22 protein-coding genes are annotated in these 24,062 nt (G+C 42.3%); 1 reads left to right on the top strand and 21 read right to left on the bottom strand.

The annotated features are described in order from the left end of the window. Positions 1 to 22 precede the first annotated feature (22 nt). From AC58QT_RS03320 to AC58QT_RS03290, 7 genes are all read right to left on the bottom strand, one after another. Entirely contained in the window at positions 23 to 529 is a 507-nt protein-coding gene (locus AC58QT_RS03320) for an ADP-heptose synthase (RefSeq protein ID WP_310500236.1), read from the bottom strand. 159 nt (positions 530 to 688) lie between these two features. Continuing rightward, complete coding sequence (locus tag AC58QT_RS03315; RefSeq protein ID WP_497407656.1) at positions 689 to 1,282, bottom strand: ribonuclease H-like YkuK family protein; 594 nt, start codon at positions 1,280 to 1,282, stop codon at positions 689 to 691. A 145-nt stretch (positions 1,283 to 1,427) separates the two neighbouring features. Beyond that, positions 1,428 to 2,387 carry a C40 family peptidase gene (locus tag AC58QT_RS03310; protein ID WP_497407655.1) on the bottom strand — a complete coding sequence of 320 codons (960 nt, stop codon included), beginning with the start codon at positions 2,385 to 2,387 and terminating at the stop codon, positions 1,428 to 1,430. Between the two features lie 141 nt (positions 2,388 to 2,528). Then, on the bottom strand, positions 2,529 to 2,825 hold the full coding sequence (locus AC58QT_RS03305; protein ID WP_497407654.1) for a hypothetical protein: 297 nt from the start codon (positions 2,823 to 2,825) through the stop codon (positions 2,529 to 2,531). Between the two features lie 92 nt (positions 2,826 to 2,917). After that, positions 2,918 to 5,221 (bottom strand): thiamine pyrophosphate-dependent enzyme, encoded by a 2,304-nt coding sequence (locus AC58QT_RS03300; RefSeq protein WP_497407653.1) that lies wholly within the window; start codon positions 5,219 to 5,221, stop codon positions 2,918 to 2,920. Positions 5,222 to 5,255: 34 nt separating this feature from the next. Then, complete coding sequence (locus AC58QT_RS03295; RefSeq protein ID WP_497407652.1) at positions 5,256 to 6,266, bottom strand: 2-oxoacid:acceptor oxidoreductase family protein; 1,011 nt, start codon at positions 6,264 to 6,266, stop codon at positions 5,256 to 5,258. A gap of 113 nt (positions 6,267 to 6,379) precedes the next feature. After that, complete coding sequence (locus AC58QT_RS03290) at positions 6,380 to 6,547, bottom strand: hypothetical protein (RefSeq protein WP_497407651.1); 168 nt, start codon at positions 6,545 to 6,547, stop codon at positions 6,380 to 6,382. 212 nt (positions 6,548 to 6,759) lie between these two features. Between AC58QT_RS03290 and AC58QT_RS03285 the strand changes: the two genes are divergently transcribed. Next, complete coding sequence (locus AC58QT_RS03285; protein WP_497407650.1) at positions 6,760 to 8,007, top strand: ATP-binding protein; 1,248 nt, start codon at positions 6,760 to 6,762, stop codon at positions 8,005 to 8,007. Positions 8,008 to 8,076: 69 nt separating this feature from the next. Here AC58QT_RS03285 and AC58QT_RS03280 read toward each other — a convergent pair whose 3' ends face one another. From AC58QT_RS03280 to recA, 14 genes are all read right to left on the bottom strand, one after another. Next, positions 8,077 to 8,571 carry a low molecular weight protein-tyrosine-phosphatase gene (locus AC58QT_RS03280; protein WP_497407649.1) on the bottom strand — a complete coding sequence of 165 codons (495 nt, stop codon included), beginning with the start codon at positions 8,569 to 8,571 and terminating at the stop codon, positions 8,077 to 8,079. Next, positions 8,568 to 9,302, bottom strand: coding sequence for a phosphonate ABC transporter ATP-binding protein (locus tag AC58QT_RS03275; RefSeq protein ID WP_497407648.1), 735 nt, complete (start codon positions 9,300 to 9,302; stop codon positions 8,568 to 8,570). Before AC58QT_RS03275 ends, AC58QT_RS03280 begins: the two co-directional genes overlap by 4 nt. Positions 9,303 to 9,418: 116 nt before the next feature. Beyond that, positions 9,419 to 9,883 carry a YlbF/YmcA family competence regulator gene (locus tag AC58QT_RS03270; RefSeq protein ID WP_497407647.1) on the bottom strand — a complete coding sequence of 155 codons (465 nt, stop codon included), beginning with the start codon at positions 9,881 to 9,883 and terminating at the stop codon, positions 9,419 to 9,421. A 35-nt stretch (positions 9,884 to 9,918) separates the two neighbouring features. After that, positions 9,919 to 11,505 carry a tRNA (N6-isopentenyl adenosine(37)-C2)-methylthiotransferase MiaB gene (gene miaB, locus AC58QT_RS03265; RefSeq protein WP_497407646.1) on the bottom strand — a complete coding sequence of 529 codons (1,587 nt, stop codon included), beginning with the start codon at positions 11,503 to 11,505 and terminating at the stop codon, positions 9,919 to 9,921. A 151-nt stretch (positions 11,506 to 11,656) separates the two neighbouring features. Continuing rightward, on the bottom strand, positions 11,657 to 14,083 hold the full coding sequence (locus AC58QT_RS03260) for an EAL domain-containing protein (RefSeq protein WP_497407645.1): 2,427 nt from the start codon (positions 14,081 to 14,083) through the stop codon (positions 11,657 to 11,659). A 265-nt stretch (positions 14,084 to 14,348) separates the two neighbouring features. Then, positions 14,349 to 14,918, bottom strand: coding sequence for a phosphate propanoyltransferase (gene pduL / locus AC58QT_RS03255; protein WP_497407644.1), 570 nt, complete (start codon positions 14,916 to 14,918; stop codon positions 14,349 to 14,351). A 96-nt stretch (positions 14,919 to 15,014) separates the two neighbouring features. Further along, a complete protein-coding gene (locus AC58QT_RS03250; protein WP_310500250.1) occupies positions 15,015 to 15,881 on the bottom strand; it encodes a 2-oxoacid:ferredoxin oxidoreductase subunit beta in 867 nt (288 codons plus the stop codon). Then, the gene (locus AC58QT_RS03245; RefSeq protein ID WP_310500251.1) at positions 15,869 to 17,617 is read right to left on the bottom strand and encodes a 2-oxoacid:acceptor oxidoreductase subunit alpha; all 1,749 of its coding nucleotides are present in this window, start codon (positions 17,615 to 17,617) and stop codon (positions 15,869 to 15,871) included. Before AC58QT_RS03245 ends, AC58QT_RS03250 begins: the two co-directional genes overlap by 13 nt. Before the next feature lie 208 nt (positions 17,618 to 17,825). Continuing rightward, a complete protein-coding gene (locus AC58QT_RS03240) occupies positions 17,826 to 18,767 on the bottom strand; it encodes a dipeptidase (RefSeq protein ID WP_497407643.1) in 942 nt (313 codons plus the stop codon). 144 nt (positions 18,768 to 18,911) lie between these two features. Further along, on the bottom strand, positions 18,912 to 19,172 hold the full coding sequence (locus AC58QT_RS03235; protein WP_028558349.1) for a stage V sporulation protein S: 261 nt from the start codon (positions 19,170 to 19,172) through the stop codon (positions 18,912 to 18,914). Between the two features lie 112 nt (positions 19,173 to 19,284). Then, a complete protein-coding gene (locus tag AC58QT_RS03230) occupies positions 19,285 to 20,079 on the bottom strand; it encodes a TIGR00282 family metallophosphoesterase (protein ID WP_310500253.1) in 795 nt (264 codons plus the stop codon). Positions 20,080 to 20,203: 124 nt separating this feature from the next. Continuing rightward, complete coding sequence (gene rny / locus AC58QT_RS03225) at positions 20,204 to 21,742, bottom strand: ribonuclease Y (protein ID WP_028558347.1); 1,539 nt, start codon at positions 21,740 to 21,742, stop codon at positions 20,204 to 20,206. Between the two features lie 383 nt (positions 21,743 to 22,125). Next, on the bottom strand, positions 22,126 to 22,818 hold the full coding sequence (locus AC58QT_RS03220; protein WP_497407642.1) for a regulatory protein RecX: 693 nt from the start codon (positions 22,816 to 22,818) through the stop codon (positions 22,126 to 22,128). A gap of 75 nt (positions 22,819 to 22,893) precedes the next feature. Continuing rightward, positions 22,894 to 23,940, bottom strand: coding sequence for a recombinase RecA (recA, locus tag AC58QT_RS03215; RefSeq protein ID WP_497407641.1), 1,047 nt, complete (start codon positions 23,938 to 23,940; stop codon positions 22,894 to 22,896). Positions 23,941 to 24,062: the final 122 nt, after the last annotated feature.

Genomic DNA, 24,062 nt, shown 5'->3' with positions numbered 1-24,062 from the left:
TGCTCAGTCTCAGCTCCTCTTCTTATACTTGATTGTCACCTTCAACCGCGAACTCAAAATCCTCAACATCAAAAGCCTCTACGGGAATGGCAAACTCCACTAATCGCTCAATAAAGTCAAATTGATCTGTCAGCAGCTCAGCCTGCTCCTTGATAGCTGTCAAAATTAATTCTGTTTCAATAGGGTCAAATTGATCCCCGTAAGCTTCGTTATCAATCGCAAAAACAATTTGCAAAGTCACATGCTCATTAATCGGTAACGGTGGACTTTTGCCCCATGGCATAGACAATGCTTTCTCTATCTTTTTCTTATTAAAAGATTCTTCAAAGAAGGCTATAAGCTCGCCAATCATTTGTTTGACGAATCCATCATCTTCTAGTTCTAGCATAATAGGTTCGGGACTACTATGCAGCTCGTAAAGTTCTTGAATGGTCGTATAAGGTATTAAATAAGTCACAGGCTTTGATGGCAGCATGAGCTGGCCATGCACGGCTAACATCACTGCTTCGATTATAAACGTTTTGCTCATGGAATTCCCCCCTAATGCTACAATCATTCAGCAATACTTCGCTAAGTAACCGCGGAAACCCTTCTTTCTAAAATGGCATGCATAGGCTCTATACAGGGTGAATAAAACCGTCAACTCCTCGATCGCGTTGACCATGGAGCTAACGGTTGTATGCACGCTCTATAAACTGCCATCGATCACCTCATGGTCCTCGTAAGCTGGACGGTGCGGCTTCTTCGAGTGTCGATTCGCATAAGCAGAAGCTACATAGCAATCCGGTTTAATAACGGGGACCATCCCGACAGATTCCACGCGTCTTACCATTTCTTGGACGAATTTCGCCGTCCGATTTCTATTCTCGTCATCTCCCGCATCGATATGTATGAACATATCGAATGTCGCACCTTGATAGAGATGAGGAAGAACAATATTTTCCATATCTTGTCGTTTTTTTTCGTCAAAGTACATCGCAATTTCCTCACTCAGACTAGTCTCCATGGAAAGCTTTTCTTTAATTGAGTATAGCGCCCTAGGTACAATTACTTGACGATAACACGCCCACGCTCCTTTCCCTAGCCGCTGGATCACTACACCGGTAATGAATTTTGTATGACCTGTGTGCACCTGACAATCCGTACCAATGATAAATTTATAAGTGGCTACGGGATCAAGTCGCATGAAATGTAAAATACGCTCGTGCACGGTATCCAGGTTAAGTCCTCTTTCCGTTGTGTTCCTAAATTCCAGGGGATGGTTCGTCGTCGAAGGTTTCAAAGATAAGGCTCTCCTTTTCTCCATAGCATCAAGGATAGAAATAAAGCTTATACTTTTCACACAATATGCAAAAGGCGGATGCTCAAGGCAAGCACCCGCCTCTTTCTATAGTATATGGCATACTTTGCTTGTTCGAACCATCAACTTATTTTAAAACACTGCCGCCATACAAAAATCGATAATCCCACTGTTTACCCGCGATCGTATCTACACGAACACCGCCGGATTCAACGGAATACGTATGAAGCATTTGCCCATTGCCTAAATAGAAGCCAACATGAGTAATCGGCTCCGTTAAGACATTGATCCCATCGTAATCCGATGCTTTGGACCCTTTATAGCTGCTAAAGAATAGAAGGTCTCCTCTTTTCAGCTTGGTCCAATCCTTCACGATAGGGCCTTCCGAACGAACGTACATCCCTTGAGAAGCGGAATCACTCGGCAAGGACAAACGAAGCGCGTCCCAGAACATCGTCTGAACAAAATCTGAGCAATCGAATGTCGATGGATCGTTGCGAGGTGAACCGAATTCATAAGGTGTTCCTAAGTAGACTTGTCCAGCATCAATGACAGCTTCGATTTCAGCCGCAACGGGCATATTCGGTTTAATAACCGAGAAATCCGCAGTTATGTATTTGGCGCTTGTACTTACATAACCACTAATGCCATCAGCATCAATGACTTTGTACCAACTATCATTCACTTTATCCGTGACAAGTACGTCTTCACCTTTGGCAAGCATTCGAATAACTTTGGAACCAGAACTTGCCTCCGAAGAAGGTAATGTACGGAAATTTACGCCATAATTGATTTGTGCGTTGCTTACAATCGTTATGTATTTGCTATTCGTTGATACGTAACCACTTACACCTTGTGCATCCTTCACTTGAAACCAATTCGCTGTTGTATACTCGGTTACCGTTACGATTTCATTCGTCTTCAACATGCGCAGCACTTTGCTCGAAGTGCTTGGTTGGTCTCGAAAGCTTACACCTGCTACGATCTGACCTTTCGTTTCTACGCCATCTGCAGCCTGTGCAGCTTTAGGTAATAACGCCATGAAAGCTATCATACATACCGCAATAACCATCGTCCACTTTCTCATTGTCTTTCCCTCCACTGGGTATGATGTTAAAATTTTCTTTCGTACCCTTATTATAGTTTGAGGGGGTTAAATGCGAATATAGGTGGATGGTAGCGATTATTGTCAGGGGAGGCGAGGCGACAAGCCTATTGACACCTAGGTTTAAATTTCCAGTTTTCGCACTTCTGGCTTTCGCGTTATGCCTGACCAAAATAGCTGCCAAACGGAAGAGTTTTTTAACTTAACATTACTTATTTTCATCTCGCTCTCTTCCCATTCAATCACTTGCCAACTATCTGGATCTTTGACGGCTTGAGATTCCAAATAGGCGTAGGCTTGCTCTTTCGCTTCCTCTTGCTCTGTCCAGAATTTCACGCCATAATAAGCTAGTCCATAATGGTTAACAAGCGTTGTTGTATAGATTTGTTCGGTTTCTTTCTGCTGTAATACATAGGGCATTCTTCTTCTCCTCCTCGTAAAAAGGCACATTCACCACGAGGGGAATGTGCCTTCGTTTGTATGCGTGCTTCGTAATGTACGGTTACTCCGTCTTACAAATACGCATTCTCATGCTTCGCTTTCAGCATATTCCAACGACGCTCCACTTCCGTCTCGAACGATTTCAGCGAGCCTTCATATTCTGGTTTCGTTAGATGTTTCGTTTTGCCCATCGTTTTCAACCAGTCCGAAAGTGGAATCTTCTTACTCTTATCTTCGGGATTGTAAGTGATCGACGTTACCCCATGTTCAACCTCATACAGCGGGAAGAAACAGGAATCAACTGCAGCACCGACAATATTAGAGCCCTCTTGGTCATCTGACAGCCAGTTTAATGGACAAGCAATAAGGATTTTGCCATACACCAATCCCTCATTCTGTGCGTACCACTGCGCCTTCGCAGCTTTCTTCACCAGATCCTGTGGATAGGCTTCAGAACCTGTAAAGACATACGGGATGTGCGTTGCGGCCATGATTTGTGCAGTATCCTTATGATGGAATACCTTACCTCCCTGATGCTTCCCGACATTGGATGTAGATGTCCGATGGCCCATTGGCGTTGAATACGACAACTGTGCACCTGTGTTCATGTAGCCTTCATTATCGTATTCCAGGATAATCATTTTATGATTACGAAGAGCAGCACCAATCGCTGGGCCCATTCCGATATCCATCCCGCCGTCACCCGTAATCATGACGAACGTGAAATCGTCTTTTAACCCCAAATGATCAAGTTCTCCGCGCCGCTTCCGCTCCCAGAACATCTCTACAACGCCTGACAAGGTGGCTGCGCCGTTCTGGAACAAATTATGGATATACGTAGCTTTATGAGCTGAATATGGATACCCTGTCGTCACAACCATCGCACAGCCTGTGTGGAAAATGGAAACAATATCGCCTTCGATCCCTTTGAAGAACAATTCCAATCCTGAGAAAATACCACATCCTGGACATGCGCCATGCCCTGGAGCAATTCGTTTAGGCTTTTTCGTTAGGGAACGCAGTGGTGGAATACGAACATTTAACTTCCTCGTGCTCTCATCTTGTGTGACCGTGATCAGACCAGTATTCAAATCTTCATACTTCATTGGTGTCAATACCCGCTTCGGTGCTTTCGAGGGATCTCCAGGCGTATGCCCGTAATAGTCAAAAGGCACTTCAACCTTGCCGCTTTCCATCGCGTCAATGGCGAATTGGAACAGATTATGCCCATCCTCGGCATAAAAGTCTTTGCCACCTAAGCCATAGATTCGGCTTATGACAAGCGTGTCTCTGTTCCCATGGGTGAACAGCGCCGCTTTAATTTCATTGACCATGTTGCCGCCATGCCCGCCGTAGGAATCCGCGCGATCGCCAACCGTGATCGCTTTCACGTTCGCCAGCGCCTCAGCAATTTGCTTGGCTGGGAAAGGACGGATCAGATTGGGCGCAATCGATCCTGCTTTAATGCCCTTCTCGCGGAGCTGGTCGACGACATCCTTGATGATTTCGGAAGCCGAATTCATCAGGAATACCGCGACTTCCGCGTCCTCCATCCGATATAGTTCAAGTATCGGATAGTCACGACCTGTCAATTCGGCGTACTCCTGCCGAATACGGTCATAGACACTTTCGGCGTTATACATCGCCATCGACTGTTGATAACAGTTATTAATGTAATCCGGCTCATTCATATAGGGTCCGACGGTAATCGGGTTATTACGATCCAAGGTATCTGGGAAGCCCTGTGGCTTCTCACCTACGAATGCCTGCACATCAGCCCGATGTGCAAAGGTTTGTACTCTGCGCTTTTGGTGTGAGGTGAAATAACCATCTGAAGCTACCATAACAGGTAGGCGCACCTCAGGATCTTCGGCTAATTTGAGCGCCATAATATTCATATCATATACAGCTTGCGGGTCACGACACATGATAATTGGCCAACCCGTATTCAAAGCATAATAAAGATCAGAATGATCGCCGTGAATATTCAGCGGCCCGGAAACAGACCGGCAAACCAAGTTCATAACCATTGGAAAACGTGTTCCGGATTGTACCGGCATTTGTTCCAACATGTACAAATAACCGTTGGCGCTTGTCGCGTTAAATACGCGTCCGCCAGCAGTTGATGCCCCATAACATATACCTGCTGAGCCATGCTCACCGTCGGCAGGAATTAACACAATGTCATGCTGTCCATTGGACTTCATGAGATCTAGAAACTGAGCTACTTCCGTGGATGGTGATATCGGAAAGTATCCCATGACATGATAATTAATTTGATGTGCTGCATAGGCAGCCATCTCATTCCCTGATTCATACACGATGCGCTGTTCGACTTTGGCTACCCCTAATTCCTGCTTAATATCAATGGACATGCGTGTAGTTCCACCCTTCTCCCATAAATACTCTCTAAGAGTTTATAGCTAGATTGAAACGATGAGGCATGCGATTTAGATCAGCATAACCATCTTCTTCACGCTCACTAGAGAGCGCATCGGTTGGACAAGCCTGTACACATTTAAGACAACCTTTACAATACTGATAGTCTATGCCTTGCAGGAACATTTGGGGACGACCTTTTTTGTCAGGGAGCTCATCCCATACGAAACAAAAATCAGGACACACATTATCGCAAGAAGCGCAGTGAATACATTTATCTTCATGAAAATGCGGCATCATCCCTGCACGGGATATGCTTAAATCTTTCAATATACTATTACCAGGATTCGTAACCACACCACCGATAGGCTGCGTAGCGAAGCCCAAGACTGGGGTATCATACCGGACAAAATCTGGCATGGACTCCCCTTCTGGAAGCGCATACGTTTGGAAAACCACTTCGTTGAAGCCTCGATCGAAAGTCCGCAAAGCTGGAGCGACAGCAAGTGGGTATTTCTTCTCAAGAGACTTTCGTATTACACCTCGCATGACATCCGGATCAAGGAAATCACATAATCTGAACATAGCACCCAACATCGCCATGTTAACGCGGTTTTTCTCTTCAAGTGAAATGCCAATTGCATCAATTACTGCAATCGTACCCCCGCGAAGTTTCATCTTCTCTTTCAGTTCATCAGGTGTTTTGGTTGAATTTACTAACACGGTACTATCCTCATAGATGCCACTGATAACGTTTACAGTTTTGGAAAGTGATTCATGAAAAACACCTACAACATGCGGTCGTTCAACGGGCGATGTATCCCGAATCTTCGTATCCATGTCACAAAATCGAATATGTGCTTTTACTGCAGAACCTTTCTTCTCAGACCCGTAGGACGAGAAACTGACACCGTTCAAACCAACGCCAACGACTCCTGCTTCTGCCAGCATCTTACCTGCTAGATTCGCGCCTAGACCGCCGATGGATTCCAGTCTTATCTCGAAAAAGCCGAGATCGTTCAATTTAGGTAAAGTTACCATGCTTGGTCTCCTTTCAAAAATGAACCGCATATAGAGTGAATAGTGTGAATAATAAATCTACTATTATTGTAACAAGAAATGGCTGGTAATCAACCTTTTTTTAAAACAGCCATTTAAAGCAAATAATCAATGATCAGTCCGCACTTTCCCAAATAAAAACTAAACGATTCCCGTTCTACTTCAATGTCATTCTCCCCTGCCTCACAATCCTCACAAACGTCTACATAATCGTCTTCAATCGGATTAAACACAACACCGCACACCTGTGAGCACAACCGCATTCACATCTCTCCTCGGCTTCAAATCCTTCAAATTTGTAAACGCTTGCAAGCTATGTTTTCTTTATTATACAGCGCTTTATACGTCAATGACTATAAGTCTTTATCAAATCTTTAGCATTCCAAACAGGGCAATTTACTTGATTCAATTTGCATTTGTGAGATAATGTAGAAACAATTACCTAATTGTCGATATATGGAAAGGATGCTTGTACTTGCTTCATTTCATCATTGCCAATGAGCTTCATAATCTCTTCTACATCTTGAGCGCTTCCTTCATACACCTTATTATTGCACCTCATTTCATGCACAAGGAACGGCAGTTAACTCTCTTTTTCGCATGCATACTAGGCATCTTTATATTCTTATACTGGAACTTTGCGGACATTGATCCTCTGATCTACTCGCTACAACTAGTACCTGTCTGTTTGCTCTTTGTTACATTAAGCGTCGGCATCGTACCAGCGATCATGACCTGGATTGTTTTTAATATGGGTTGCATGTTCGTACTCAATTATTATTGGGAACCCGCTTTGCTAAGCAGCACATTTTTACTCATTCTCGGCTTTCTAGTTCGAAATCGAGTAACTCAAGCTTCATTGCTAATAAAACTAACGTATGCAACTGCCATTCTTCTCGTGTATGAACTCTTATATGCGCCCCTCGCACCCTATGTCTTAGCTCCTATTTCCTTATATGCTAGCTATGTCATCGGTTGTGCTTTCATCTCGCTATGGATTATGATCGCTATACTTTATTTTATTAACAAATATGAAATGCAGCGCAATCGTATCACTCATTTAGATAAAAATCGCATGCTCGCAGAGTTGTCTGCTACCGTCTCACATGAAATCCGCAATCCCTTGACTTCTACGCGTGGTTTTCTTCAATTACTACTGAGATCAGACCTATCAAATACCGATCGCAGACGTTATGTTGACTATGCTTTAACCGGCGTGGACCAAGCCATAAGCCTGCTAACAGATTTCCTCAACTTTGCAAAGCCATCACTTGATTTACAGGAACAACTTGATATTAAAGAAGAGCTAGAACACACTATTCGGTTTATTACACCATACGCCATTGACTTTAAAATTACGATAGATATCTCGCATGATTGCGAAGCACCTCTTTACATTCTTGGTGAGTCTCAGAAGCTTCGTCAATGCTTACTCAATCTCGTCAAGAATGCAATTGAAGCTATGCCCAATGGCGGCAGGCTGTCATTACGAACATGTAAACATCCCAGTGCTGTGCAGATCTCGATTGAAGACACGGGAGTCGGTATGACGGATAAGCAATTAAACGCCTTGGGCAAGCCTTACTATACGACTAAGGAGCATGGGACTGGTCTTGGACTTGTCGTCGTCATCAGCTTAATCAAGAAAATGAATGGCAAAATTTCTTTCTCTAGCAGTCTCAACCGTGGAACACAATGTTCGATTGTTTTCCAGCAATACTAACCCATGTCAAAAAAAGCAAGCTAGACAAGAGTTCGCTCTTATCTAGCTTGCTTTTTTATGATGATTACGTCACTCTGTTACCAACTTCTCTTTCTCCACGATAAAAGCAAGCAAACGACTGCAGCTTTCCTCTACCATCTCATATACTTCTTGAAACTTCCCCGTATAGTAGGGATCCGGTACATCGGACGTCATCGGTTTATTCCTGGAGAACTCTAATAGTTTATGTATAGCTGCGTGCTTAGCATCTCCCACTAACTCAGGAGCAAATGAAGCCAGATTCACGACATTACTCTCATCCATCGCAATGATATAAGTGAATTGATGGAAATCATCTGAGTGTACCTGCCTAGCTTGTAGACCCTCATAACTGATCTCATGAGCGTCAAGAATATCGCGTGTACCTTGATGTGGTGGATGACCAATATGCCAATCTCCAGTGCCCGCTGAATCAATGGAGATGACATCCTCAAGTCCCGCTTCTTTCACTTGATGACGAAACACGGCTTCCGCCATTGGCGAACGGCAAATATTGCCCAAACAAACGAATAACACCTTAATCATATTTGACCAAAAACAAGCATTTTTTCGTTCAATGTGAGTGGTCGAGCTGGAATATCTAATACGATTCGACCTTCCGATACACCCCAGATTCGAGTTGCGAATCGCTCAGCGAGTTCAACCTTATGCAGTGTTGCGATAACCGTCATGTTCCGGTCTTTGCACAACGACTTCAAATCTTGCAAAATGTACTCTGTAGACTTCGGATCAAGTCCAGATACCGGCTCATCGGCCACGAGCACCTTAGGGCCAAGAATTAATGCTTTTGCAATGGCAACACGTTGCTGCTCTCCACCGCTAAGCTGACCAACTTTCTTTTCTCCTTTATCCAGCAGACCAACTTTTTCCAAAAATTCCATACTATCGATTTTCTCATTTCTCGACGATAAGCCTGTAACCATCCGAAGTGGGGCTTGATACACCCTCCCCATCAACACATTCTTGACAGCGCTTTTATTCCGATTTAGAAAAGGTTTCTCTTCGAGGTAAGCGAAATCCTTACCTAATTTAAACCGGTCCCATGGACCTGGTTTCGTAATATCATTCGAATTATAGATAAGCTGACCGCTTGTCCATTTCTCTTGATGACTAATACAACGAAGAAGCGTTGTCTTCCCGCTGCCGCTGCTGCCGATTACGGCAATAAACTCACCTGCATCCACTTGAAAACTCACTTGCGATAGGACCTGATTGTCCGGAGGAAATACTTTACTTAAATTTCGAACTGTCAGCATGACAACTCTCCTTCACGTAAGTCCATATAATTTCTATTCTTTTGAAAAAAATCGCCACTCAAGTAAGCCGTTGCTGTGCTCGTTGATGGCGATTTCTTACCTTCTACATGGCAAACTTAGTCACAAGAAGTCGGAGCTTCTGCCGCGCCTGCTTCAACATTAATTTTATCCGAAATCGTGTCTCTGACGACAGACATAACGAGTTGAAGCAAATAGTTAATATCCTCTTGCGTTTGTTTAAACTCATTAACAATCGGAATGCCATCTAATTCATCTTGAAGAACTTCGATTTCATTCTCGATTTTTTCCACCATTTTCTTGTTTTGGAACGTTTCGAAAGCAACAATCTCTTTTTGCTTTTTCTTAATCGCACTGATTAGCCCTTGGATATCCGGATTTGTTGCGATTTGCTTTTCCGCTTTTTGATAGAACTGAACTTCATTAGAAGTTGTCAGTAAAGCCGCTAATTCCTTCGCTTTTGCCAAAATATCTTCACGAACGATCATTTCTGTATTCGTAAACTCCTCGACTTCAAATGCATGAGGCTGATTATCATTATGTGCATGATCACATTGGGACATTTCTTAACACGCTCCTATTATCCTGATCGAAATTTTTAGACGGACATTTGAAGAGGCTTTGGTACAATTTCACCTTTCAAAATCCACGTTTGTGCATGAGTCACTTTCACATCAATGATTTGACCAATTAAGGACGGATCTCCTGTGAAATGGATAAGCTTATTTGTTCTAGTACGACCGGCAAGCACATCGGTATTGGTTTTGCTCTCACCTTCAACCAAGACTTCCACGGTTTGATTTAACAAGCGCTCATTACTTTCCTTGCTTAATTTATTAACCAGCTCATTCAGACGGTACAATCGTTGTTTCTTCACTTCCATGGGAACGTTATCTTCCATTTCAGCTGCTGGTGTACCTACGCGAGGCGAATAAATGAACGTAAACGCAAAATCAAAGCCAACTTCCTCGTACAATGTCATCGTATCCTCGAATTGCTCATCCGTCTCACCAGGGAAACCAACGATAATATCCGTAGTTAACACGACATCTGGCATTGTCGCTTTAATTTTACCTGCAAGCTGCAAGTAATGATCTCGCGAATACTTCCTGCTCATCCGTTTCAACACTTCCGTATTTCCCGCCTGTACAGGTAAATGGATATGCTCAACGAGATTGCCTCGTTTGCCAAGCACCTCAATCAAGCGGTCATCGAAATCGCGCGGATGCGATGTCGTGAAACGAATACGTGGAACATCAATCTTACGAATATCGTCCATTAAATCAGCGAAAGTGTACGTTATATCTTCAAAGTCTTTGCCATAAGCATTGACATTCTGTCCAAGTAGCGTAATTTCCTGAAAGCCTTGACGAGCCAAATCCCTGACTTCTGCCAAAACATCCTGCGGTCTACGGCTCCGCTCTTTACCACGTGTATATGGAACAATACAGTACGTACAGAACTTATCACAACCGTACATAATGTTAACCCAAGCACGGATACCTTCCCGTTTTTTGGGGAGATTTTCAACGATATCGCCTTCTTTGGACCATACTTCTACAACCATTTCTTTATCGAAATAGGCATCCTTCAAAAGGCTTGGCAAACGATGAATATTATGTGTGCCGAAAATCATATCAACAAAAGCATGTTTTTGCATGATACGATTAACAACCGATTCTTCTTGCGACATACATCCGCATACCCCAAGAATCAAACCTGGCTTCTGTGCTTTCAATGTTTTCAAATGTCCAAGCTCACCGAACACTTTATCCTCGGCATTTTCCCGAATCGCACATGTATTAAGTAAAATGACATCTGCTTGCTGCTTGTCTTCTGTGGCTGTATAGCCCATTTGTTCGAAAAGACCCTTCATCACTTCGGTGTCATGCTCATTCATTTGACAACCATAAGTAGTGATCAGATAAAATTTATCCGCTCCAAACTGCTGCATATCTTCCGGAATTGCGAAATCGTAATGAACCTGAATGTCCTCTTTACCACGTTGCTTCTCATCCTTATAATTGGGTGCAGAATTGATTTGGATATTCCGACCTTTAATTCGATACGTAGTTTTACCCTCTTCTTGGCTTAACACTTTCGCATCCGAGAAGTCAAAGTATTTGGAGTAATCCTTAACCTTGTCGGATTTTAAGTCCGATGTATTTTGGTTCTCCTTTGACATGATGAACTCACTTCCCTTTATCTATAAATATAGCTCTTAATTGTATTAACCCAATATCAAATTATAGCACAAAAGCTACCTGTATATCCATATGGGTTCCATAACACGCAGAATAGAAAAACCTCCTCAATAGAGGAGGCATTAAAATGGATTATCCATACGTATATTGTTGCTTAATAATACTCGTCATCTCTTTAGCGGGAACCGGTCGACTAAATAAGTAGCCTTGCGCTTCATTGCATTCACGCTGTGATAAAAATTGCAGCTGTTCCTTCGTCTCTACACCTTCTGCAATTACCTTCAAATCCAAATTATGTGCCATTGAAATAATGGTATGTACGAGTGCAGCATCTTTGATGTCATCAAACATATTACGGGTAAACGATTGATCGATCTTCAAGCTGTCGATAGGGAAAAGCTTCAAATAATTCAAGGAAGAATACCCCGTACCAAAATCATCAATCGATAAAAAGATACCCATTAATTTAAGTTCGTGCATCGTTTCTATCGCATACTTGGAATCTTGAATGATACTTTCCGTTAGCTCTAGTTCTAGGTATTCGGGATCAAGTCCAGAAACTGCTAACGCTTTACTCACGATATCGATCAAATTACTTTGTTTAAATTGCCTTGATGAGATGTTAACAGCCATACGGAGAGGAGTAAAACCTTGCTCCTGCCATTCTTTATTTTGACGACAAGCCTCATTGAGCACCCATTCACCAATTGGTATGATTAATCCCGTTTCTTCAGCCAAAGGGATAAATTCTGTGGGTGAAATAGGACCCCACTCTGGATGTTGCCATCGAATTAGTGCTTCCACACCGATAATCTTGCCCGAATTTACGTCAATTTGCGGCTGGTAATACACATTAAACTCATTTCGCTCCAAAGCTTTGCGGAGTCCGATTTCCATCTGCATTTTTTTGGTCACAGTCTCGTTCATTTCTGGTGTGTAAAACTGGAAGTTATTCTTACCATGTTCTTTCACCCGATACATCGCTGTATCTGCATTCTTAATTAATGTCTCAATATCTCCACCATCCGATGGATATAAGCTAATTCCGATTGAAGGAGTAACAAATAATTCATGCTCAAGGATGTTAAACGATTCTGAGAAAATACGAACCATTTTGGTCGCATTCTTTATCATTTCATCTGTGGTCGTGTTCGCCCAAAGAACAATAAATTCATCGCCACCCTGCCGCGAAACCGTATCTCCTTTACCGATGCTAGCCTCAAATCGTTTCGCTACATCAATCAGTAATTTATCGCCCATGGCATGACCGAGTGTGTCATTAATATACTTAAATCGATCCAGATCAATAAACATAATACCAATGATTTGTTGATTCTCATAAGCTTGATCTAAGGCAAGTTCAAGACGGTCATTCAATAATAGACGATTCGGTAGACCCGTTAGGGGATCTCGATAAACCATCTGATTGATTTTCTCTTCGGTTCTTTTTCTTTCTGAAATATCTCGAATGATACAGCTGAAATACGTGCTGCCTTCTTCTTTCCAAACAGCAAGAGAAAGCTCAACTGGCAGCTCCGATTGATCTTTTCTTAACCCTTGCAATTCATGCGTTCTCCCCAGCTCATTGGGATCTTGCGTAGTTAGAAGCTTCTCCAACCGTTCTTGATGAATAGCTAAGTAGCGATTCGGAAAAATAGTTCGCAGCTTTTCACCAATAAGCTCCCCTTCCTCGTAACCAAAAATAAGGGATGCTCCTTTATTCCATGAAATGATTGTTCCTTTGTCATCCGCCAAAATAATGGCATCATGAGCTGATTCTACGACAGAGCGAAATCTTTTTTCCGACATCAATAGTTGAGACTCAAAACGTTTATCAATAAACGTACTGATAAAGGCTAGCCCAAGAATGAACAAAACACCAAAGCCTATAAGATACGCTAATAAGGACGTATTGAATGTAAGATCTGTAACTGTATGTGCATGTTCATGCTTGAAAGTTGCAGCCGCCATCCCTGTATAGTGCATACCACAAATTGCAACGCCCATCACCAAGGAACTTCCTAATTTTTTTAATAGGATTCGCGGGGAACTTGCATTCTGCTTAATAGAGAAAAGTAACAGAAGTGCTACCAGTGAAACAACGTAGGCAATAATAGCAGAAAGCACCCATAAAAAGGGATTATAGACAATTGTAGCGCCCATTACCATGGCTTCCATGCCAATATAATGCATAGAAACAATGCCAGTAGCAATGAATGTTGCACCGATAAACACGTGTGATTTGTGCATAATAGGCCGGCTGATAATGTGTAGCGCTAACCAAGATGCAAATAACGCGGGTATTATCGAATAAATGACGGTAGACAGTTGATAGGTGACAGCTATTGGCAAATGAAATGCTAACATGGCAACAAAATGCATCGACCAAATGCCCATGCCCATGGCAAAAGCTCCACCAGCTAACCAAGCTTGTCTCGCAGAACCTTTGGCCTTATGAATTCGAATGCCAAGATCCAACGCAGCAAATGATGCTAAAATGGCGATAAGAATTGAGAAGATGACGAGTGGAACGTGATACGTACTAGAGATTGTTTCCAAGAAAGTGTCTCCTAACTATAGGCAATAGTAATGACAAACCACAGGAGTCATAGGTTCTGTAGAAAACTATCTTACCATGATTTACATACAGCCACTATATCTTTCGTCGAAAAAACTCGAAATCATGCAATTCTTACATCAGAACGTAATTTTCAAGGAAAAAATGCAAACAAAAAACATCCTTATACATTGTCTGTCATAAGGATGTTTGTATATTGGCTTAATTCATATAATTAATCTGACTAATAATTAATCACGTTAATTTTTAAAGAAGAAGTTCTGCTTCATCTCCTGTTTTAACGCCAGCTGCATTGCCTTCATCCGTATCTATATGCATATCCAATGCAAATTGGTCCGATACACGTGCAATCACATCTTCAAAAATCAAGGGACGTTCACCACTTAATTTCACTCGAAGGAGCTGTTTATCCTGAATCCCCCACTGCTTCGCATCGGAAGTATGGAAATGGATATGTCTTGCAGCTACGATAACGCCCTTCTCTAAAGTAACTTCGCCTTTGGGGCCAATTACTCGCAAGCCAGGTGTATCATCAATTTGCCCGGATTCACGTACCGGTGGATGAATCCCTAAGGAGAATGCATCTGTGCGTGAAACTTCAATTTGTGTTTGTGGACGTACGGGACCTAGAATCCTAACTTTATCGAATTGTCCTTTAGGACCTACAATAGCAACCGTTTCTTGCGCCGCGTACTGCCCTGGCTGTGAAAGATCTTTGAATACAGAAAGCTCATATCCTTCGCCAAAGAGTGTTGCTAAATCCGTTTTGGACAAGTGTATGTGTCTTGCTGAAACTCCAATAGGAATTATGGGCATGGTCTAAACTTCCTCTCATCACGTCATAAATTTCAGTATTGCCGCTCAACAAAAAAGACATACGGAATTTCACCGTATGCCTTCGTCGGAAATTGTTTATTTGAACTCAGTAAGCAATTTACTGAAGTCAGCTTCGGAAAGCTTAAGATCTTGTTTCGAAAGACCTTCTTTTGCAAATAAAGGAAGAGAATCTTCATAACTCTTCTTCTCTTTGTTTTGGTAGATGATACCTGTAAGCATGGAGTTAGTTTCCATGATTTTCGTCATCGCCATAACACGGTTCGTGTAATCATAGTCTGGAATTTCGTCCAAATCTACGATGTTCTCTTTGAACCAGTCATAGGTGTTTACTTTGTTGAAAGTTACACATGGACTGAATACGTTGATCAAAGAGAAACCTTTGTGGTTCAAACCAGCTTCGATAACAGCAGTTAACTGTTTTAAGTTACTGGAAAAGGATTGAGCTACGAAGGAAGCACCAGCTGCCATTGCGATTTCTAGTGGTGAGATCGCAGACTCGACAGTTCCTGATGGAACAGATTTCGTTTTGAAACCTTCCGCACTACGCGGGGATGCTTGACCTTTTGTCAAACCGTAGATTTGGTTATCCATTACAATGTAAGTAACATCAATGTTACGACGAATAGCATGAACAGTGTGCCCCATACCAATTGCAAAGCCGTCTCCGTCTCCACCAGAAGCGATTACTGTCAAATCACGGTTAGCCATTTTTACGCCTTGTGCGATTGGTAGTGATCTTCCGTGAATACCATGGAATCCGTATGCATTGATGTAACCGGAGATACGTCCAGAACAACCAATACCTGAAACGATAGCTAAGTTTTCTGGTTCCAAACCAACGTTAGCGGACGCACGTTGAATTGCTGCTTGTACGGAGAAATCTCCGCAACCTGGACACCAGTTAGGCTTTACATTGTTACGAAAGTCTTTTAATGTTGCCATGCTAAAGTCAACTCCTTACATTTTTGTTCAATTTCTGCTGGTAAGAAAGGATTACCGTTATATTTAAGTACGTTCTTGATTTTATCTGCGTGGCCAACATGCAATTTAATTTGATCAGCCAATTGACCTGTAGCGTTGTTCTCTACTACGATAACTTGCTTCGCTTTTTCAATAAGCGGACGCAGTTGTTCAGCAGGGAACGGGTGAATCAAACGTACAGTTGCATGATTCGTTTTGATGCCTTCCAAATCAACGCGACGTCTAGCTTCGTCAATTGTTCCACCTGTTGAACCCATACCAATAATAAGAAGGTCTGGATTTTCGTGAGGAGCATCAGCTTTAATCGCATCTGTCACTTGAATGTGTTTCAACTTCTCAAGACGCTTATCCATCATACGTTGGCGGTTCTCAGTGCTTTCAGAAGGACGACCCGTTTGGTCATGCTCTACACCTGTAACATGGTGAATACCGTTTTTAACGCCTGGGATCACACGAGGTGATACACCATTCTCAGTGAATTCATAACGTTTGAACAGTTGGTTAGGTTCTTGTTCAGGAGCTTCAGTAACTAGTGCTCCGCGGTCAATGACAATGCGATTATAATCTAACATTTCTGCGGATTGCTTACCTAGCGATAGTTGAAGATCTGTCATAAGAATAACTGGAACTTGATATTTCTCAGCAAGGTTGAAAGCTTCAATTGTATCGTAGAAACACTCTTCAATCGTACTTGGGGAAAGAACGATTTTCGGGATCTCACCGTGAGTTCCGTAAACCATTGCGTTCAAGTCAGATTGTTCTTGTTTCGTTGGAAGTCCTGTACTTGGACCACCACGTTGCGTATCAATGATAACAACGGGCTGTTCGGTCATACCGGCAAGACCAATTGCTTCCATCATCAAGGAAAGTCCAGGACCTGCAGATGCAGTCAATGCACGAGCGCCAGCGTAGTTAGCACCAATTGCCATAGTTACTGCAGCAATTTCATCTTCGGTTTGAATAACTGTACCACCCATTTTAGGAAGTACTTTTTGCAAGTATTCCATAACTTCGGATGCTGGTGTAATTGGGTAAGCAGGCATGAAGCGGCAACCTGCAGCAACAGCTCCAAGTGCCATCGCATCATTACCGATCATGAACAATTTTTGTTGTCCGTCAGCAGGTTCAAGTTGGAAGTCAGCGATTGGGCCGCCAGCAAGTTCTAGTACGGATTCCGCACCTTTACGAACTGCCTCAATGTTCTTCTCAACAACAGCTGCGCCTTTACGGCCAAACTCTTCTTCAACAGCTTTATTAAACACGTCAATCGGCAGGCCAAGTAGAGCCCATGAAGCGCCTGACGCGGCCATGTTCTTAAATAGGGACGTTCCTAATTCCTCTGCGATTGCAGTAATCGGCACTGGGAACAATCTAGCTTTGATTCCTTCAGGTAAAACAGGGTTAAATTTAGCATCCGCAACGATAACACCATTGTCGCGAAGTTCGTGTGCGTTGAAATCGATACTTTCTTGGTCAAAAGCAACAAGAATATCTAAATCGTCTGAAATTGCGCGAATCGGTTTGGTGCTGATGCGAATCTTGTTATTTGTATGTCCCCCCTTAATCCGTGAAGAGAAATGACGGTACCCATACAAATAGTAACCGAGACGGTTCAATGCAGTAGAGAAAATGCGGTCTGTACTTTCGACCCCTTCACCCTGCTGACCTCCGATTTTCCAAGATAACTGACTAATCACCGTACGTCCACTCCTTTTGATTGTAGCTGCGTGAAGAAAATTTGATAAGCTGATTGTTTAGTAATTTAAGATGTTCAATAAAAAAATTCTTTCACTTGTCATCCAAATTCTATGCCTTTACAGAGTAAATTGCAAGAGGTTTCAGCGTTTCTAAAAGATAGAGTTTTTAGATTGTATCCATATCAATATTAGATCGATTCTTAATTATTCATTTCGGAAGGTTACGTAACATGAAATTCCGCCAATTTCCATACAAAAACGCCTCCAACTGCGACTCCGTATAGTTTTTACACAAAGCTTCTATAATATTTCCGTAATCTCCAACATGTCTTAAATCTTTTACCCACTGTTCGATTCCATCAAAATCAGAGCCAAACCCGATATGGGACTCCCCGCCTAATGCACAGATATGATCAATATGTTTCAGTATCGAAGAAATCTGCACTGTCGATTTGGCGTTATCCAGAAAGTAAGGAACGAACGTTATACCCATCAAACCTTTACATTGTATGATAGTTTTGATTTGATCATCTGATAAATTTCTTGGATGAGGACATAGTTGATAAGCGTTTGAGTGTGAAGCTATAAACGGTTTCTTGTACAACTCAACGAGCTCCCAGAATCCTGCAACGGAAAGATGGGACACATCGACTATTATACCCATACTTTCGATTTCTTTTAACATGAGCTTCCCTTTTTTTGTAAATCCACCTTTTCGTTGCTCCATGATGCCGTCAGCTGCCCAATTCGCGTAGTTCCATGTGACTCCAGCACAGCGAACGCCTAAATGATAAAGAATACGTAAGTATGTAAAATTGCCAGCGAGTGCATCCATCCCTTCTAATGTCAAGACGGCACCTATCTCCTCGGTCTGTTCGATAGCTAACCAATCTGAAGCGGATTGGATGAATCTCATTTGAGGATGGCTTGTCACCTTCTGATGAAAGATATCTATCATTTGTAAGACATGTTCAAAACTTGGGTTAGGGATGGATTCTGAGAGATAGATCGCAAAAAATTGCACCTTTACACCAGCCTTCTGCAACTTCGGAAAGCTTACATCTAGCTCTAACACATCCTGATTAAAGTCAAGCTTCGTTTGCTGATATAATTTTGTTAATGCATCACAATGTCCATCTACAATTTTCATCCTATTATCGCCTCTCCACATCAAAATTAAGTATCTAGACAGCACAAAAACCTCTATACAGAGGTTTCATAGGTACTGTGATAACATTTCGTTTGAACTGGTTGTCAGTCATGAAAGTCAACACTTATACAGTTGCCTTACCGTCTACCGAGGCTCGACAATCAATTTAATAGCTGTCCGGTCCTCCCCATCAATAACGATATCCGTGAAGGCTGGTACACATATTAAGTCGACTCCACTAGGCGCCACAAATCCTCTTGCGATAGCTACTGCTTTGATGGCTTGGTTCAATGCGCCTGCACCTATCGCTTGAAGCTCAGCGGCTCCACGCTCACGCAATACGCCTGCCAATGCACCTGCTACGGAGTTTGGATTGGATTTTGCTGAAACTTTTAACACATCCATGAATAGTACCTCCTCGGAAATGATGGATAGCTTCCAATACCCATCTTATTCGCAAGGTTGACTAAACATGCTACTTCCCCCATTATTACTGATGCCACATTCCAGCTAGTAATTAGTCCATGAATACTTGATCTTCATCATAGCGAATCAAATTAATGCCCTTCGCCAGTCCTGTCTGATCGTTTAATTCAATGACAACTGCATGGAAATGCCATTTCCCCTCATCCGTAATGAAACGAACGGGAAGCTGTGTTTTGAACTTCTGGAGCACAGCATTACGTTCTACCCCAAGAATGCCATCACGAGGCCCTACCATCCCCACATCCGTCACATAAGCTGTTCCTTGAGGTAATACTCGGTTATCATTCGTTTGTACGTGTGTATGCGTCCCTACGACCGCAGACACTTTGCCATCCAAATGCCATCCCATAGCGATTTTTTCCGAAGTCGCTTCCGCGTGAAAATCGACAAATACAAATTTATGTTTTTTCTTATCGCCTTCCAAAATTTCATCCACTTTGCGGAATGGACAATCAATAGGTGGCAAGAATGTTCGTCCTTGTAAATTAATAATAAGTAGTTCTTGATCCTTCACTTTGATTACAGTATGCCCCTTACCAGGAGTCCCTGGCGGGAAGTTCGCAGGGCGAACCATTTTATCGTCTCTATCAATAAAATCGAAGATTTCCTTTTGATCCCATGTGTGATTTCCCATTGTAATCGCCTGAATGCCCATTTCATATATTTCTTTGGCAATGGCTGCTGTAATTCCTTTGCCCGCGGCAGCATTCTCCCCGTTAGCAATGAACACCGCATGGGGATGTAATTGCTTTAATCTTGGCATGATATTTTTCAATGCTTTTCTTCCAACAGAACCTACGATGTCACCGATAAATACAATTTTCATAACGTAAAACTAGCTCCTTTATATGACCGAATACATCCAAGTTTAAGTTACCTTAATGATGATCTCTATTCGGCCTTGAAAATAAGGAAAAGTGGCTATAATAGCCACTTTTCGCATCTGATTCTTATTTAGCGTATTCAACTGCTCTTGTCTCACGAATGACCGTAACCTTAATATGTCCTGGATAATCGAGTTCACCCTCGATTTTCTTCGTAATATCACGGGCTAAACGGAACGCTTCAGTGTCATCCACTTTCTCTGGCTGCACCATGACACGAACTTCGCGACCTGCTTGAATGGCGTATGATTTCTCAACACCTTCAAATGATTCTGAAATCTCTTCCAGCTTCTCAAGACGCTTGATATACGTTTCTAGCGTTTCTCTACGAGCACCTGGTCTCGCTGCTGACAATGCGTCTGCAGCCCCGACTAACATAGCAATAACAGAGGTTGCCTCCACGTCACCGTGATGTGAAGCGATACTGTTAATAACGATTGGATGCTCTTTGTATTTCTTGCCAATCTCAACACCGATTTCGACGTGAGACCCTTCAACTTCATGGTCTAATGCTTTACCAATGTCATGAAGCAGCCCGGCACGTTTCGCCAAAGTTACGTCTACCCCGAGCTCTCCGGCCATTAAACCAGCCAGATACGCTACTTCCATGGAATGTTTCAACACGTTTTGTCCGTAACTTGTTCTGAACTTCAGGCGCCCCAAAATTTTGATCAAGTCAGGATGCAATCCGTGTACCCCAACCTCAAACGTCGCTTGCTCCCCATATTCGCGGATACGTTCGTCCACTTCTTTGCGGGACTTCTCTACCATCTCTTCGATACGTGCAGGATGAATACGTCCATCCGCCACAAGTTTCTCAAGTGATGTGCGAGCAATTTCACGACGGATTGGGTCAAATCCTGATAAGATTACTGCTTCAGGTGTATCATCAATAATGAGATCAATACCAGTCAATGTTTCCAAAGCACGGATATTTCTACCTTCACGACCGATAATACGGCCTTTCATTTCTTCATTCGGCAACGAGACAACGGATACCGTAGTCTCAGCTACGTGATCTGCAGCACAACGCTGAATAGCAAGTGTGATGATCTCACGTGCTTTCTTATCGCCCTCTTCTTTGGCTTGTTGTTCGATCTCTTTGATAAGTTGTGCTGTTTCATGGCGAACTTCTTGCTCTACATTTGTAAGAATAATACTCTTCGCTTCTTCCATTGTAAGACCAGAAATTCGTTCCAATTCGGAAACTTGGCTTTTATACAACTGATCAATTTGGGTTTGTGTATCCTCGATTCGCTTCTCTTTGTTGGCTACTAACTCTTCTTTACGCTCGAGAGACTCTAATTTTTTATCCAGCGATTCCTCTTTTTGCAACAATCGTCTTTCTTGTCGTTGAATTTCATTCCGACGTTCACGAATGTCTTTTTCAGCTTCGGACCTTAGTTTGTGGACTTCGTCCTTTGCTTCCAGAACCGTTTCTTTTTTCAGTGCTTCTGCTTCCTTTTTGGCAGATTCTCTTATCTGCTCAGCGGCTGTTTCAGCACTGGAAATTTTCGCTTCTGCAAGAGATTTACGGATAAAATAACCAATCCCTAAGCATGCAGCTCCAACAACGAGAATGATCGCGATCCAGATGGCAGTCATCTTGTTCACCTCCTCGTTGGTTTCTCCAAGGTGTTAGCCTGGGGTACCTTCGGTTTTTTAATCCGATTCAATTGTTTGACTAGTCATACATACCCTTCCTCATGCAAGAGTATGGCTTTTAAATGAATGCGCACAGTGCGTTAGGGCACTATAGTGCTAATAATCCATAATCAACAGCGTAAAAATTGGCGGTTTTTACAGCTGCTCTCTCAAAATCAATGAAATTAGTATGATTTTGAATACATTATGAAAATATACACTGTTATTTTATCTTTTGTCGAAGAAGCTTGTCAAGCGAATGTCCAAGAGTTGATTATTTAGACCCAAAATCCACCAAATGATTAATTAATGTCATTAAGTAATGATTGAATTAATTAATGCCATTAACCTTCATGAAACTCATCTTCTATATAATCCAATTCCTTATCATCTGTTTCATTGCTGATCAACCCCAAAACCTTTGTAACTATAGAACCCGTATAGCCCCTTCGCATTAGAAATGCGCCAGTCTTACGCTTTCTATCCATCAAATTACCTGAGGTTTGCTTCCATTTCGTCCTCGCTATTTTTAGAGCCCCTTCGTACTCATCTTCTGGATTAATGGACTCCATCGTACTTTTAACGACATCTTGATGAATTCCTTTTCGTTGCAGTTCTTGTCGAATTAAATTACGCCCTTTACGTTGAGCAACCACTCGGTTATCTGTCCACATCTTTGCGAATTCTTCGTCATTGATGTATTTATTTTCAATAAGTTTGTCACTCGCCCATTCAATAATAGACACTTCAAAACCCTTTTCTTTCAATTTGCGTTTTACCTCTGAGAGGGAATGCGGACGTCTGCCAACCATATGGAGTGCTTTCACATAGGCCAAATTTCGCTCTTCATCTAAAATAATGGCTTCTATCGCCTGCTGATAGAGGGATTCACCTTTGTTCAAGCGGTGCTTAATCAAAATATCTTCATGAACAGAAAAAGCGTATTCCTCATTCAGATAAATATTATAACGATGTCTACCTTGTTTTTGTTTTTCGACCTTCGTGATCACCTGTAATTCTTCCTCTTCGATCTTCATATCAACAATCTCCCAAATGGAGAAAAAGCACCCCAACACAAGGTTAAGGTGCTTCTTCAATCCTATATTTCAAACCTATTCAAAAGCTGTTTCCAACTCATCTTCTTCTTCGTCATCCGTGTTCGGACCAACTACTTTAATCAAGTTGCTGTTTTCTCTAATTCTCAGTTCAATCGTTTCCGAGATCGCTTTGTTATCTTTCAAGAATTGCTTCGCGTTCTCACGACCTTGACCAAGACGTTCGCCTTCATATGAATACCAAGCGCCGCTCTTATTTACGATATCTAGTTCTGTCCCGATATCAATAATACTGCCTTCACGTGAGATACCTTCGCCGTACATGATATCCACTTCGGCTTGCTTAAATGGAGGAGCTACTTTATTCTTAACGACCTTAATTCTTGTACGGTTACCCACCATGTCATTGCCTTGTTTGATCGTTTCAATACGACGAACATCCAAACGAACGGATGAGTAGAATTTCAATGCACGACCACCCGGAGTTGTCTCAGGGTTACCGAACATAACGCCAACTTTTTCACGCAATTGGTTGATGAAAATCGCAATAACCTTAGATTTATTGATGGCACCAGAAAGTTTACGAAGTGCTTGTGACATCAAGCGTGCTTGAAGACCTACGTGAGAATCCCCCATGTCGCCTTCAATCTCCGCTTTAGGTACTAGTGCTGCAACGGAGTCAATAACAATAATATCTACCGCGCCGCTTCGAACCAGTGCTTCAGCGATCTCAAGTGCTTGCTCCCCTGTATCTGGCTGGGAAAGAAGTAACTCATCTATATTAATACCAAGCTTGCTTGCATAGGAAGGATCCAACGCATGTTCTGCATCGATAAAGGCAGCTTGTCCACCTACTTTTTGTACTTCTGCAATTGCATGTAGAGCTACCGTTGTTTTACCTGATGACTCTGGTCCGTATACTTCAATAATTCTACCACGTGGGAATCCACCTATTCCAAGTGCGATATCTAGGGCAAGCGCGCCTGAAGAGATCGTTTCAACTTGCATATGCGTTGATTCTCCAAGCTTCATGATGGAGCCTTTTCCGAACTGTTTCTCAATTTGACGTAATGCGTTATCAAGTGCGGCACGACGATCTGACAAAACGACCACTTCCTTCTATCATTATAGGTATATGATAACTTGTTTTGGCATGTTTGCCAAGCATTTTTTCGAACATACATTCGTTTTTTTTGCGAACAAACAAAAAACCGTAACAAAGTTAT

It is taken from the genome of Paenibacillus sp. J31R109, from assembly GCF_059692055.1.
This window is presented reverse-complemented; position numbering and strand designations above follow the sequence as displayed.

Coding starts and splice junctions, on each gene's coding strand:
- pduL (WP_497407644.1), bottom strand. CDS start 14,918: ATGCCCATAATTCCTATTGGAGTTTCAGCAAGACACATACACTTGTCC.
- AC58QT_RS03305 (WP_497407654.1), bottom strand. CDS start 2,825: ATGCCCTATGTATTACAGCAGAAAGAAACCGAACAAATCTATACAACA.
- AC58QT_RS03320 (WP_310500236.1), bottom strand. CDS start 529: ATGAGCAAAACGTTTATAATCGAAGCAGTGATGTTAGCCGTGCATGGC.
- AC58QT_RS03275 (WP_497407648.1), bottom strand. CDS start 9,302: ATGCTGACAGTTCGAAATTTAAGTAAAGTATTTCCTCCGGACAATCAG.
- AC58QT_RS03295 (WP_497407652.1), bottom strand. CDS start 6,266: ATGGTAACTTTACCTAAATTGAACGATCTCGGCTTTTTCGAGATAAGA.
- rny (WP_028558347.1), bottom strand. CDS start 21,742: ATGACTGCCATCTGGATCGCGATCATTCTCGTTGTTGGAGCTGCATGC.
- AC58QT_RS03220 (WP_497407642.1), bottom strand. CDS start 22,818: ATGAAGATCGAAGAGGAAGAATTACAGGTGATCACGAAGGTCGAAAAA.
- AC58QT_RS03235 (WP_028558349.1), bottom strand. CDS start 19,172: ATGGATGTGTTAAAAGTTTCAGCAAAATCCAATCCAAACTCCGTAGCA.
- AC58QT_RS03250 (WP_310500250.1), bottom strand. CDS start 15,881: ATGGCAACATTAAAAGACTTTCGTAACAATGTAAAGCCTAACTGGTGT.
- AC58QT_RS03290 (WP_497407651.1), bottom strand. CDS start 6,547: ATGCGGTTGTGCTCACAGGTGTGCGGTGTTGTGTTTAATCCGATTGAA.
- miaB (WP_497407646.1), bottom strand. CDS start 11,505: ATGTCAAAGGAGAACCAAAATACATCGGACTTAAAATCCGACAAGGTT.
- AC58QT_RS03270 (WP_497407647.1), bottom strand. CDS start 9,883: ATGTCCCAATGTGATCATGCACATAATGATAATCAGCCTCATGCATTT.
- AC58QT_RS03280 (WP_497407649.1), bottom strand. CDS start 8,571: ATGATTAAGGTGTTATTCGTTTGTTTGGGCAATATTTGCCGTTCGCCA.
- AC58QT_RS03230 (WP_310500253.1), bottom strand. CDS start 20,079: ATGAAAATTGTATTTATCGGTGACATCGTAGGTTCTGTTGGAAGAAAA.
- AC58QT_RS03240 (WP_497407643.1), bottom strand. CDS start 18,767: ATGAAAATTGTAGATGGACATTGTGATGCATTAACAAAATTATATCAG.
- AC58QT_RS03310 (WP_497407655.1), bottom strand. CDS start 2,387: ATGAGAAAGTGGACGATGGTTATTGCGGTATGTATGATAGCTTTCATG.
- AC58QT_RS03300 (WP_497407653.1), bottom strand. CDS start 5,221: ATGTCCATTGATATTAAGCAGGAATTAGGGGTAGCCAAAGTCGAACAG.